This is a genomic window from Nocardia halotolerans, from assembly GCF_042650145.1.
Classification (GTDB): domain Bacteria; phylum Actinomycetota; class Actinomycetes; order Mycobacteriales; family Mycobacteriaceae; genus Nocardia; species Nocardia halotolerans.
On sequence record NZ_JBHSDL010000014.1, the window covers coordinates 93,971 to 106,850 of the forward strand.

Below are 12,880 nucleotides of genomic sequence, written 5' to 3' on the forward strand. Positions count from 1 at the left end.
GGCGTTGTCCGTTCCCACGCCCGGCACCGCGCTGCCGGCGACCGGCTGCGGCCCGCTGAGCGCGCGCGGCTCGCGCGGCCCGGGCTCATGACAACCGCCGTGGACCGACATCGAAACGCGTCGGTTCCGGGCCGATGCGGGCCCTGGCATAGATGATCTCGGCCGAGGACGGTGCCGCCAGCACCGGATCGCAGGACAGTTCCCGCATCTGCGGGAGGTCGTCGAACAGCGCCGAGATGCGCTGGGCCAGTTCGATCAGCGCGGGCTTGTCGACGCCGGGCCCGGTCGGGCCGGGTGAGAGCAGTGGCGCCGCCCGCGGCGCCTCGATCAGTGCGGCGGCTTCCTCGGCGGTCAGCGGGAGCGCGCGATGGGCGCGGTCACCGAGCAGGTCCATGATCATGCCCGAGAGCCCGAACTCGAGTACCGAGCCGAACGACGGGTCGTCGGTGACGCTCAGCACGCAACCCACACCTCTGGTCGCCATCTTCTGTATGTGCAGCAGCGGGTCACCGCAGATGGCGACCAGGTCGGTGTAGGCCTGCCGGACCGCGTCGGGGCCCCACAGGTCCAGCCGCACCCCGATCAGGTCGGGTCTGCGCCGCCACAGCTCACCGGTGGCTTTCGCCGCCACCGGATAGCCCAGCTCCGCGGCCGCGGCCACCGCTTGCTCGGCGTCGTGCACCGCCCGGAACTCGACCACCGTGATGCCGTAGCACTCGAGTAGCCGCACCGCTTCGGCGTCGGTGAGCCAGCGGCCACCCGATTCGGCCAGCCAGCCTTCCACCAGGGCCGCCGCGGTGGCGGTGTCGATCCCGGCCGGGCGCACCACCGGCGAGACGGGACGGTCGCGCCACCGTGCGTAACGATCGACGCGGGCCAGCGCGCGGGCGGCCCGCTCGGGGTCCGGGTAGGACGGGACCGACCCCCGAGCCGGTGCCCCACCGGTGGTGCGGACCGCGAGCAACTCCGGGATACCGGATTCGGCGACGAAGGTGGTGAGCACCGGTTTGTCCTGCCCGGGTGCCGCGGCCGCGGCCGCGCGCAGGGCGTCGGCGAACCCGCCCATCGGCACCGGTACCGGTGGCGCCACGACCACGATCACCGCGTCCACCTCGTCGCTGCGCAGGGCGGCGAGCACGGCCTCCCGGTAGTCGGCGGGGGTCGCTTCCGGGCCGAGGTCGACGGGTCCGTCGGTGGGTGCGGAGCCGATGTTGCGTTCGGTCGGGCGGGCGCCGGGGCCGCGATCCACGGCGGTGGCCGGTCGGCGGATACGCAGGCCCTCGCCGAGGGCGGCGTCGACGGCCAGCCAGTTCAGCGCGGCGCTGTTGCCGACCACCGCCACCCGGGGGCCCCGCGGCAGCGGCTGACAGGCCAGCAGCGCGGCACAGTCGAACAGCTCCGAGATGGAGTCGACCTGGATGATCCCCGCCTGGGCGAACAGGTCGCGAACCACGGTGCGATCCATATCGGTTCCGGCGGCCAGCCGGCCGCTGCTGACGGCCACGATCGGTTTGCTACGCGCCACCCGCCGGGCCAACCGTGAGAACTTGCGCGGGTTACCGAAGCTCTCCAGGTACAGCAGGATCACTTCGGTGTCGGCGGCGGTGTCCCAGTACTGCAGCAAGTCGTTGCCGGACACATCGGCGCGGTTACCTGCCGACACGAACGTCGACACACCGAGGTTGCGGGTCGCGGCCTCGGCGAGAATCGCGGCCCCGAGCGGACCCGACTGACAGAAGAACCCGATCCGGCCGCGTTCGGGCAGCACCGGCGCCAACGTGGCGTTGAGCCCGACGGCCGGATCGGTGTTGGCAATGCCGAGCGCGCTGGGGCCGACCACCCGCATCCCGTGCCCGCGTGCGGCCGCGACCAGATCGTGTTCGGCGGCCAGCCCGGTGGGCCCGGTCTCGCCGAAGCCCGCGGTGAGCACGATCAGTCCCTTGACACCCTTGGCCATGCAGTCGTCGAGCACCGAGCCGATCGCGGCGGGCGGCACCGCGACCACCGCGAGATCCACCTCGTCGGGGATCTCGCGCACGGTGGCGTAGGCGCGCACTCCGAGCACGGACCGCCGATTCGGGTTCACCGGGAACACGGGACCGCTGAACCCACCGGCGAGCAGGTTGGCCAGCACCGCGCCACCCACCCGGGTCGGCACCGGCGAGGCGCCGATCACCGCGACCGAACCGGGGGTGAGCAGATTGCCCACACTGCGTGCCTCCGAGGCGGCCTCGCGGGCGTCGCGCACCGCGCGTAAGGCTTCGGTGGGGTCGATCGCGAATTCCAGATGCACCTCGGCGCCGTCGCGACTGCGCTGCAACTGGTAGCCGGCCTCGCGGAACACCGTGATCATCGCCTCGTTCTCGGCGAGCACTTCGGCGACGAAGGCCTCCACCTCGTTCTCGGCGGCGGCGCCGGCGAGGTGTTCGAGCAGGATCGAGCCGAGCCCGCGGCCCTGGTGTTCGTCGGCCACCACGAAGGCCACCTCGGCCGCGCGCCGTCCCGGCCGGTCGAGCAGTTCGTAGCGGGCCACGGCGATGATCGCGGTGCCAAGGACAGCGACCAGCCCCACCCGGTCGTGGTAGTCGACGTGGGTGGTGCGGTACATGTCCTTCGCCGAGATCCGCGGGTAGGGGCCGAAGTAGCGCAGGTAGCGGGTGCGGTCGGAGAGCCCGGTGTGGAAGGCCGCGAGGGCCTCGGCGTCGGCGGGCACCACCGGCCGGATCCGCACCACCCCGCCGTCGGCTGCCAGCACGTCACCGAACCACTGTGGTGGCGGCGCAGGCGGATTCGCGGGCGTGTCCGGGGTGTCCGGCAGCAGCGGCTCAGTCACGAGGATCCTCCGGATCCAGGCCCAGCAGGCCGAAACTGGCGCGTCTGGTCGCCGAAATGGCGGTGTCGACCGCCCGCTGGGCCCGGATCTGGTCGGCGTCACCGATCTCCGGGGTACCACCGGGCCCGTCCCACGGCAGGTAGTCGATGTCACCGTCGTCGGTCATCGACGTCGGTGGAGTCACCCGCGGTGCGGCGGTGCGCACCTGTTCGATCCAGTCCTCGGGCACCGGAGTCCGCGGGGCCAGTGGACGGTCCAGCGCGGCGGCGAGCAGATGCGTCCAGGCGCGCGGCACCACCCGCACCACGCCGTATCCGCCGCCGCCCAGGGCCAGCCACCGCCCTTCGGCGTAGCGGTCGGCCAGCTCGCGCATGGCGAGGAAGGCCGCGCGCTGACCGTCCACGGTGAGTTCCAGGTCGGCCAGGGGATCTTCGCGGTGGGTGTCCACGCCGCACTGGCTGACGATGATCTGCGGCCCGAACGCGGCGACCGCACCCGGCACCACCGCGTGAAAACCGCGCAGCCACTGGGCGTCCCGAGTGCCCGGCAGCAACGGCAGATTGATCGAGGTGCCCTCGGCGGCGCCCACTCCGGTCTCCTCCGGCCACCCGGTATTGGGCCACAGGGTCGCCGGGTGCTGGTGCAGCGACACCGTGAGCACCCGCGGATCGGCGTAGAAGGCACGTTGCACGCCGTCGCCGTGATGGACGTCGACATCGAGATAGGCGATCCGGTCGAAGCCGTGTTCGAGCAACCAGGAGATCGCGATCGCGGCATCGTTGTAGATGCAGAAGCCGGCCGCCGAATCCGGCATGGCGTGGTGCATTCCGCCGCCGATGCTCACCGCCCGCCGGGTGCGGCCGGCCGCGATCTCCCCGGCCGCGGCCAGGGTGCCGCCGACGATCACCGACGCCGCCTCGTGCATCCGTGGGAAGACCGGATTGTCGGCGGTGCCGAGCCCGTAGAGGGTGTCCTCGGGGGTGGGTGGCCCGTCACCGGCGCGGCGCACCGCCTCGATATAGGCGCTGCTGTGCACCCGCATCAGGTCGGTGTCGGTGGCCGCGCCGGGGTCCAGCGGCTCGACACCGTCGAGCAAGCCCAGACTTTCGGCCAGCGACATGGTGAACTTCAAGCGCGCCGGTTTCATCGGGTGCTCCGGACTCCAGGTGTAACCGAGGAATCGCTCGGTCCACACCAGAGTCCCCCGTTCTTCGCTGCGTGGCGGGGTGACCATGCTCGCCACGCTAGCCGGAAGCAGCAGCCTCCGTGTGGCGTTGACATGCAGTAGAAATAGGGCCGCCGGTCCGGCGGTCGGACAGGCGTTCGCGCGTGGGTAGAATTCGTGCCGACGAAGGGGTATCAGGTGAAGGATCTGGTCGACACCACGGAGATGTATCTCCGTACCATCTACGACCTCGAGGAAGAGGGCGTGGTGCCCTTGCGGGCGCGTATCGCCGAACGCCTCGAACAGAGTGGTCCGACGGTGAGCCAGACGGTCGCGCGGATGGAACGCGACGGCCTGCTGCTCGTCGCGGGCGACCGCCATCTCGAGCTCACCGACAAGGGCCGGGCCATGGCGGTCGCGGTGATGCGCAAGCACCGGCTCGCCGAGCGGTTGCTGGTCGACATCATCGGCCTGGACTGGCAGAACGTGCACGCCGAGGCGTGCCGCTGGGAGCACGTGATGAGCGAGGACGTGGAGCGGCGCCTGATCGAGGTGCTCAACCACCCCACCACCTCGCCCTACGGCAACCCCATCCCCGGGCTCGACGAGCTCGGCCTCCTCGACGCCCCGGCGGCCGAGGAGCAACTCATCCGGCTCTCCGACCTGCCCAACGGGACGCTGCACGCGGTGGTGGTGCGCCGGTTGGCCGAACACATCCAGACCGACCCGGAGGTCATCGGCAGGCTGCGTGAGGCGGGCGTGGTGCCCGACGCGCGTGTCACCGTGGAGACCAAGCCGGGTGCGGTGCTGATCACGGTGCCGGGACACAACGGTTTCGAATTGTCGGAAGAGATGGCGCACGCCGTCCAGGTGAGGCTGGTCTGATTCGTGAAACTTCTGGTCACCGGCGGCGCCGGCTACGTGGGCGGCGTCTGCGCCGCGGTGTTGCTCGAGCAGGGCAACGAGGTGGTTGTCGTCGACGATCTCTCGACCGGTAATGCCGCCGGTGTCCCGGCGGGCGCGCGCTTCGTCGAGGGCGACATCGCCGACGCCGTGCCGCCACTGCTGCGCGCCGAATCCTTCGACGGTGTCCTGCATTTCGCGGCCCAGTCGCTGGTCGGCGAATCGGTGGAGCAGCCGGAGAAGTATTGGCAGGGCAATGTCGTGAAGACCTTGGCCCTGCTCGAGGCGATGCGCGAGACCGCTACCGCGCGACTGGTGTTCTCCTCGACGGCCGCGGTGTACGGCGAACCCGAGCAGGTGCCGATCACCGAGGACGCGCCGACCAGGCCCACCAACCCCTACGGTGCGAGCAAGCTGGCCATCGACCACGCCATCACCTCCTATGCGGCGGCGCACGGACTCGCCGCGACCAGCCTGCGCTACTTCAACGTGGCGGGCGCCTACGGCGGCCTCGGTGAGAACCGGGTCGTGGAAACACATCTGATCCCCCTCGTGTTGCAGGTGGCGCTGGGGCACCGCAAGGCCATTTCCGTCTACGGCACCGACTGGCCGACGCCGGACGGCACCTGTGTGCGCGACTACATCCACATCCGCGATCTGGCGCAGGCCCATCTGCTCGCGCTGTCCTCGGCCCGTCCGGGTAGTCACCGGATCCTCAATCTCGGCTCGGGCACCGGCTTTTCGGTGCGCGAGGTGATCTCGGCGTGCGAGCGGGTGACCGGGTTGCCGATCGAGGCGATCGATGCGCCCCGCCGCGCCGGTGACCCGGCCGTGCTGGTCGCCTCGAGCGACCGCGCGGTGGCGGAGCTGGGATGGACTCCCGAGCACACCGATCTCGACGAGATCGTCTCCGATGCCTGGGATTTCCTGCGTTCACTCGGGTCCGCGGCGCACAGCGCCGCCTGACCGGCGCCGGGTGTCCCCGGCTTCACCGGCGGATCGGGCCGATGTCGACCCCCAGATCGGCGGCGATCTGCTGACCGCAGTGAGCGAGTTTGCGCAGCCGCTCCGGGCGCAGACCGCTCTGCAGCGAGGTCTCGAGCAGCACCGCCATCGAGTGGTCGGCGTCGGCGGCCACCGCGGCGGCCAGGGCGATACCGGCGAACGGTCCGTCGCCGCGCACGTAGGCGCTGAACCCGAGCAGCGCCGCGGCTTCGGCGCGATCGGTGCCGGGTGTGGCCCTGGCCAGCTGTGCCCACAGCTGTTCGGCGGCTTCGGCGTGATCACCCAGTGCCAGGCCGTACAGCGCGTCGCGGATGGGCCGGTCGCGCAGCGTCGCGGCCAGCTGCGCGAGCTCGCGGTCGGCGCGTGGTTCACCGGACGCGGCGTCGGCGATCTGCCACAGCACCCATTCCAGGGCCCGCCGCTGATACGCCGTGGACCGGCCGGCTCGTTGCGCCGCCGACAGTCCGGCCCGGTATCGAGTCACCGCCGAGCCCAGCCGGTCACCGACTCGTGCGCACAGCGGCGGATCGGGCGCGACGAGGGCGGTCAGCTCCCCGCGCGAGGGCCGAATCTGTTTGCCGTCGAGCACGTGTGACAACGCGATCATCGACGCGCCCGGATCGGCCACCGATCCGGTGGCGGTGTCGAGCAGGCCCCGGAACCGGGCGCCGGCCGCGATCGCCGGGACCGCCCACGCCCCGCGCACGACGATTCCTTCCGCGTCCAGCGTCTCGAGCAGGGTGACGATGCGCAGAGCTTCCAGGGCCGCGGATTCGCGGCGGTCGTCGACGAACACGGCCAGCACCCCGGTGGCTGCCTCGCGGACGCAGATCGAGCTCAGGCACGCACAGAGCTGATCGATGTGGTGCGGATCGGTCACGCTGTCGAGATCGAAGCGCACCACCGCTTCGATCGCGGTGGTGCGACCGCGACCGTCACCGTGCAGGACGGCGACGACCAGGGATCGTTCGGGCACGAAGCCGAGCATCGCGGGCAGTGCCGCGATCAGCTCGCCGGGTTCGTCCACTCGCAGTGGGGGCGGGGTCAGCTCGGGGTAGCCGGGGGTGGTTTCGGCGCAGCGCAGGGCGCGGGGGAACGGTCCGGTGCGCTCGGCCCGGCGGGTGGAGTTCGTCGAAGGCGTCATGGCTCCACAGTGCGCGCACCGCGGTCTGCCGCCGACTCGGTGAGCTGGGCTTTCGGTTGCCCTGTGAGTACCGCCGTGCCTGTGGAGTGATCCCGGTCCACGCCACGGCCGCGCGGTGAACATGTCGGCGCCGGATGGTAGGCGCCCTCAGCGGGTGCGGATTCCGCGCACCGTGGTCGCGAACAGCTCCGCCACGGCGGCGGTGTCGGGTTCGCCCGCGCCGAAGATCATGGAGGTCACCGTGATCCGCACGTCCCCGACGCGACCGACCGAACTCTGCATCGTCTGGGTCAGCCCTTGCCCGCCGACGTCGGGGATTACGGTGCGCCGCAAGGAGATCGCCTCATCGGCCCCGGGCAGGGCGGCTTCGTCGAGCACGGTGGTGACGGTCGATCCGGCGCCGGCGCGACGGACCCGGATCTCCTCGCACGCGTCGAGGCGCGCACGCACGACGGCGAGCCCTTCGGTGGTGCGCGACAGCTCCACGGTGAGACTGGCCCTGGTCGCGTCATCGGTGCCGACGGCCACCGCGGCCGGTTCCACATCGGATTCAGGATCCGGCGGTGTGCACTCCACCGGGCTCACGGTGGCGCCCATTCCCACCCCGTCGAGATCCCCCGCGGCCGCCGCCGCGGCCTGTGGCGGCAACGCCACCGCCGGGTACCGGGACGGAAACTGCCCCGGGGTGGGCAGCAGCTCGGCGATCGGCGCCTCGACGTGGCGCATCGACATCGCGCTCTCGGCCACCGGCGTCCCACTCACCGCCTGCCCGCATCCGGTCGACACCGCGACGAGTACCACCGCCGCCCCGGCGATCCGCCGGCGGCCGGCTGTCCCGCGCCGACCTGCGCCGATCGGTGTGATCCTCGTCGTGTTCACTCTGTCCACTGTGCCCCACCCGCGGATCGGTGCGGCTTGCGCCACGCCGTGGGGAATGCCGGGTCCGGTGCCGCTGTTGCCTAGAGGACGAGCCGTCCTCCGGCCGTGTGCGCGCTGTCTGCTCGCGTGGGGGACAATGGAGAACGCCTCCCCCGCCGCGAGCGCTGGTGGACCGCGCAGGAAGGAGAAACGCGATGGATGACCAGTCGCACATGTACGAACTGGAGTTCCCGGCACCGCAGTTGTCCGCGGACGACGGCGCCGGCCCCGTGCTGGTACACGGGTTGGAAGGTTTCACCGACGCGGGCCACGCGGTGCGTTTGGCCACCACACATCTGCGCGAGAGCCTCGAATCGGAGTTGGTCGCTTCTTTCGCGGTGGACGAGTTGCTCGACTACCGCTCGCGCCGTCCCCTGATGACATTCAAGACCGACCACTTCGCCGACTACGCCGAGCCGGAGCTGAACCTGTGGGCGCTGCGCGATACCGCGGGCACCCCGTTCCTGCTGCTGGCGGGTCTGGAACCGGATCTGCGCTGGGAGAAGTTCACGACCGCGGTGCGGTTGCTGGCCGAACAGCTGGGCGTGCGCCGCACCATCGGCCTGTCCGCGATCCCGATGGCCATCCCGCATACCCGCCCGTTGGGGGTCACCGCGCACTCCTCGGACCGTTCGCTGCTCGGCGAGCACCAGCGCTGGCCCGGTGAGTTGCAGGTGCCCAGCAGCGCTTCGTCGCTGCTCGAGTTCCGGATGGCCCAGCACGGCCACGAGTCGCTGGGGTTCTCGGTGCACGTGCCGCACTACCTGGCCCAGACCGACTACCCCGAGGCCGCTCAGACCCTGCTCGAGAACGTCGCCGACAACGCCGGCCTGGAACTGCCGTTGACGGCGCTGGGCGAGGCGGCCGCACGGGTGCGCGAGCAGGTCGCCGAGCACATCGAGGGCAACGAGGAGGTCGAGACCGTCGTGACGGCGCTGGAACGCCAGTACGACAGCTTCGTCACCGCGCAGGAACGTCAGTCCAGTCTGCTGGCCGGTGACGGCGAACTGCCCAGTGGTGAGGAGCTCGGCGCGGAGTTCGAACGCTTCCTCGCCGAACAGGGCGGCTACGACGACACCTCGGGCGACGGCAGGGACTGAAGACCCACGGGGCCTGACCTACGCGCCTGCGTTGCGGCCGTGCGCAGGGTTGGCGAGGCGACACCGCCGCGCACACTAGGGTGGTCGGAGTGGATCTGACCGACCTGCTGGAAATTCCCGGAACCGACGCCGACGCCCTCTACGAGTCGTTCGCGCTGTGGGCCGCCGAACAGGGCACCACCCTGTATCCAGCGCAGGACGAGGCGCTGATGGAGCTGGCGTCGGGGTCCAACGTCATCCTGGCCACTCCGACCGGCTCCGGTAAGTCGCTGGTGGCGGTCGGCGCGCACCTGTTCGCCATGGCCAACGGGCGGCGCAGCTACTACACCGCGCCGATCAAAGCGCTGGTGAGCGAGAAGTTCTTCGCGCTGTGCGAGGTGTTCGGCGCCGAGAACGTCGGCATGGTCACCGGTGACGCCGCGGTCAACGCCGACGCGCCGATCATCTGCGCCACCGCGGAGATCCTGGCGAACCTGGCGTTGCGTGAAGGTGCCGATGCCGAAGTCGGGCAGGTGGTGATGGACGAGTTCCATTTCTACTCCGACCCCGACCGTGGCTGGGCCTGGCAGGTGCCGATCATCGAGTTGCCGAACGCCCAGTTCCTGCTGATGTCGGCGACCCTGGGTGAGGTCGAGTTCTTCGCCACCGATCTCGAGGAGCGCACCGGACGCCCCACCGCGGTGGTCGCGGGCACCGAACGTCCGGTGCCACTGACGTTTTCCTATGTGCGCACGCCCATCACCGAAACGCTCGAGGAGCTGGTGACCACCCATCAGGCCCCGGTCTATGTGGTGCACTTCACCCAGGCGGCCGCGCTGGAACGCGCACAGGCGCTGACCAGCGTGAACTTCTCCTCACGCGCGGAGAAGGATGCGATCGCCGCCGCCATCGGCGAGTTCCGTTTCGCGTCCGGTTTCGGCAAGACGCTGTCGCGGTTGATCCGCCACGGCATCGGGGTGCACCACGCGGGGATGCTGCCCAAGTACCGCAGGCTGGTGGAGAAGCTCGCCCAGGAGGGCCTGTTGAAGGTGGTGTGCGGTACCGACACCCTCGGTGTCGGGATCAATGTGCCCATCCGCACGGTGCTGCTGACCGGGCTCACCAAGTACGACGGCGTGCGCACCCGCAGGCTCAAGGCCCGTGAGTTCCATCAGATCGCCGGCCGTGCCGGTCGCGCCGGGTACGACACCATGGGCACCGTGGTGGTGCAGGCACCGGAGCACGAAGTCGAGAACGCCCGCCTGGTCGCCAAAGCGGGTGACGATCCGAAGAAGCAACGAAAGATCCAGCGCCGCAAGCCACCCGAGGGTTTCGTGTCCTGGAGCGAGGAAACCTTCGACCGCCTGGTGACCGCCCAGCCCGAGCCGATGGTTTCACGCTTCGCGGTGACGAACTCGATGCTGCTCAACGTGATCGCCCGCCCGGGCAACTGTTTCTACGCCATGCGCCACCTGCTCGAGCACAATCACGAACCGCGCCCGGCTCAGCGCAAGCACATCCTGCGCGCCATCCGGCTCTATCGTTCGCTGCGCGATGCCGGTGTGGTGCAACAACTCTCCGAGCCCGACGACAAGGGCCGGATGGCACGGCTCACCGTGGACCTGCAGCGTGACTTCGCTCTCGACCAGCCGTTGTCGCCGTTCGCGCTGGCCGCCTTCGACCTGCTGGATCGCGAGAACCCCACCTACACACTCGATGTCGTGTCGCTGATCGAAGCGACGCTCGAGGATCCACGTCAGCTGCTGATGGCCCAGCAGCACAAGGCCCGTGGTGCGGCGGTGGCCGAGATGAAGGCCGAGGGCATCGAGTACGAGGAGCGTATGGAGCTCCTCGAGGAGGTCACCTGGCCCAAGCCGCTGGCCGAGCTGATCGAGCCCGCGTTCGAGACCTACCGGGCCGGGCATCCGTGGGTGTCGGAGTTCGCGCCGTCACCGAAGTCGGTGGTGCGCGACATGATCGAGCGCGCGATGACCTTCGCCGAGCTGATCTCGTTCTACGAACTGACCCGTTCCGAAGGTGTGGTGCTGCGCTATCTGGCCGACGCCTACCGGGCGCTGCGGCGCACCGTGCCCGATGCGGCGCGCACCGAGGAGCTCGACGACCTCACCGAGTGGCTGGGTGAGCTGATCCGCCAGGTGGATTCGAGCCTGCTCGACGAATGGGAACAGCTCACCAATCCCGGCGCCGAGATCGACACCGAACAGATCGCCTTCGGCGCCGAATCGGTGCGCCCGATCTCGGCCAACGAACGCGCCTTCCGGATCATGGTGCGAAACGCCATGTTCCGTCGGGTCGAGTTGGCCTCGCGGCGGCGCTGGTACGAACTCGATCAGCTCGGCACCGGCCCCGACTGGGCCGAGGACTTCGCCGCCTACTTCGACGAGTACGACTCGATCGGCACCGGCCCCGACGCGCGCGGCCCGCAACTGTTCCAGGTGGAGCAGCGCCCCGGTTTCTGGCACGTGCGCCAGGTGCTCGACGACCCGGCCGGTGATCACGGCTGGGCGCTGAGCGCGATCGTGGATCTCGAGGAGTCCGACGCCGCGGGCGAGGTGGTGTTCGACGAGGTCACAGTGGTCGCCGGATGAGTGATATCCGCCTCTACACGGCGGATATGACGAAGGTTTGACGAATTCGATGTCGGGCGGGGGCCGCTGGTAGTCTCTCCCGGCCGCCGACCGAAAGTTCAACTATGCCCGAAACCCCGTACCTTGTCATCTGTCCCGAACAGGTACGTGCCAACTTCCGCGCTCTCGCTGGCGCGCTGACGGCGGCGCGCACGCAGGGCACCCGGATCAGGTATGCGGTGAAAGCGGCACCGGTGGACGCAGTACTGACCCTGCTCGACGGTGAGGGCGCCGAGTTCGATGTGGCCAGTGTCGGCGAGATCGACCAGTGCTCGAGACTGGGCATCGAGGCGGGCAAGCTCTGCTACGGCAACCCGATCAAGAAGAGCGCCCACATCGCCTACGCCCACGCCGCCGGTGTGCGCCGCTTCGCCTTCGACACCGAAGACGATCTGCTGCGCATCGCCGAGCACGCCCCCGGCGCCGAGGTCGAGTGCCGGTTCCTGGCCGCGGCGCCGGAATCACGCACGCCCTTCGGCACCAAGTTCGGGTGCACGCCGGGTGAGGCGTTCCGGTTGCTGGTGCGCGCCCGCGATCTCGGTCTCACGGTCGGCGGACCGTACTTCCATGTGGGCTCCCAGCAGCTCGACCCCGACGCCTGGCGGATCGGTGTCGAGCAGGCCGGTGAGCTCGTGAACGCGCTGGCGGACAAGGGGATCACGGTCGGTGCGGTGAACGTGGGCGGTGGTCTGCCGATCTCCTACGCCGAGCCCGCACCCGAACCGGGTGCCATCGCGACCGCGATCGCCGAGTCCGCGACCCGCTACCTGCCCGCAGCCACCGGTCTGATCATCGAACCGGGACGCGCGCTGGTGGGCAACGCGGGCACCGTGCACGCCGAGGTCGTCGGCGTGCGTTTCGCGCCGGACGGCCGGCGCTGGGTGTATCTCGACATCGGCCGGTACAACGGTATGGCCGAAACCGAGAACGAGTACATCGCATACCGTTTCGTCACCGATCGCGACGGCGATCCGGTCGCGGAGGCGGTGGTCGCGGGTCCGACCTGCGACGGCGACGATGTACTGTATCAACGCACGAAGGTCCTTCTGCCGACCACGTTGCGAGCCGGTGATCGCGTTCGGATTCCGCACACCGGTGCCTATACCGCGAGTTATTCGTCGGTGTCCTTCAATGGTTTTCCGCCCTTGACCGTTCATGTCTCGGGCGCTGAGCGAGAGTGAGTTT

The 12,880-nt window shown here is 69.9% G+C and carries 9 protein-coding genes; 5 read left to right on the top strand and 4 right to left on the bottom strand.

Features of this window, described 5'->3' with window-relative positions; translation table 11 throughout:
• Positions 1–85 precede the first annotated feature (85 nt).
• Both ACFO5K_RS11065 and ACFO5K_RS11070 read right to left on the bottom strand, forming a co-directional pair.
• The gene (locus ACFO5K_RS11065; protein WP_378560016.1) at positions 86–2,833 is read right to left on the bottom strand and encodes a bifunctional acetate--CoA ligase family protein/GNAT family N-acetyltransferase; all 2,748 of its coding nucleotides are present in this window, start codon (positions 2,831–2,833) and stop codon (positions 86–88) included.
• Positions 2,826–4,067: an acetoin utilization protein AcuC gene (locus tag ACFO5K_RS11070; RefSeq protein WP_378560019.1), complete on the bottom strand. Its 1,242-nt coding sequence runs from the start codon at positions 4,065–4,067 to the stop codon at positions 2,826–2,828. The genes ACFO5K_RS11065 and ACFO5K_RS11070 overlap by 8 nt, the downstream gene beginning before the upstream one ends.
• A gap of 129 nt (positions 4,068–4,196) precedes the next feature.
• Here ACFO5K_RS11070 and ACFO5K_RS11075 point away from each other — a divergent pair, with 129 nt between their 5' ends.
• Both ACFO5K_RS11075 and galE read left to right on the top strand, forming a co-directional pair.
• On the top strand, positions 4,197–4,883 hold the full coding sequence (locus ACFO5K_RS11075; protein ID WP_378563693.1) for a metal-dependent transcriptional regulator: 687 nt from the start codon (positions 4,197–4,199) through the stop codon (positions 4,881–4,883).
• Positions 4,884–4,886: 3 nt separating this feature from the next.
• The gene (galE, locus tag ACFO5K_RS11080; protein ID WP_378560022.1) at positions 4,887–5,867 is read left to right on the top strand and encodes a UDP-glucose 4-epimerase GalE; all 981 of its coding nucleotides are present in this window, start codon (positions 4,887–4,889) and stop codon (positions 5,865–5,867) included.
• 22 nt (positions 5,868–5,889) lie between these two features.
• On the opposite strand, the gene ACFO5K_RS11085 is transcribed toward galE, so the two are convergent.
• Together ACFO5K_RS11085 and ACFO5K_RS11090 are read right to left on the bottom strand one after the other, a co-directional pair.
• Entirely contained in the window at positions 5,890–7,050 is a 1,161-nt protein-coding gene (locus ACFO5K_RS11085; protein WP_378560025.1) for a DUF4192 domain-containing protein, read from the bottom strand.
• A gap of 147 nt (positions 7,051–7,197) precedes the next feature.
• The gene (locus tag ACFO5K_RS11090; RefSeq protein WP_378560027.1) at positions 7,198–7,929 is read right to left on the bottom strand and encodes a sensor domain-containing protein; all 732 of its coding nucleotides are present in this window, start codon (positions 7,927–7,929) and stop codon (positions 7,198–7,200) included.
• 194 nt (positions 7,930–8,123) lie between these two features.
• Here ACFO5K_RS11090 and ACFO5K_RS11095 point away from each other — a divergent pair, with 194 nt between their 5' ends.
• The 3 genes from ACFO5K_RS11095 to ACFO5K_RS11105 all read left to right on the top strand — a co-directional run bounded on the left by ACFO5K_RS11095 (position 8,124) and on the right by ACFO5K_RS11105 (position 12,876).
• A complete protein-coding gene (locus ACFO5K_RS11095) occupies positions 8,124–9,068 on the top strand; it encodes a proteasome assembly chaperone family protein (RefSeq protein ID WP_378560030.1) in 945 nt (314 codons plus the stop codon).
• An 89-nt stretch (positions 9,069–9,157) separates the two neighbouring features.
• Positions 9,158–11,656, top strand: a complete 2,499-nt coding sequence (locus tag ACFO5K_RS11100) for a DEAD/DEAH box helicase (protein WP_378560033.1) — start codon at positions 9,158–9,160, stop codon at positions 11,654–11,656.
• 104 nt (positions 11,657–11,760) lie between these two features.
• Positions 11,761–12,876: a type III PLP-dependent enzyme gene (locus ACFO5K_RS11105; protein ID WP_378560036.1), complete on the top strand. Its 1,116-nt coding sequence runs from the start codon at positions 11,761–11,763 to the stop codon at positions 12,874–12,876.
• Positions 12,877–12,880 lie beyond the last annotated feature (4 nt).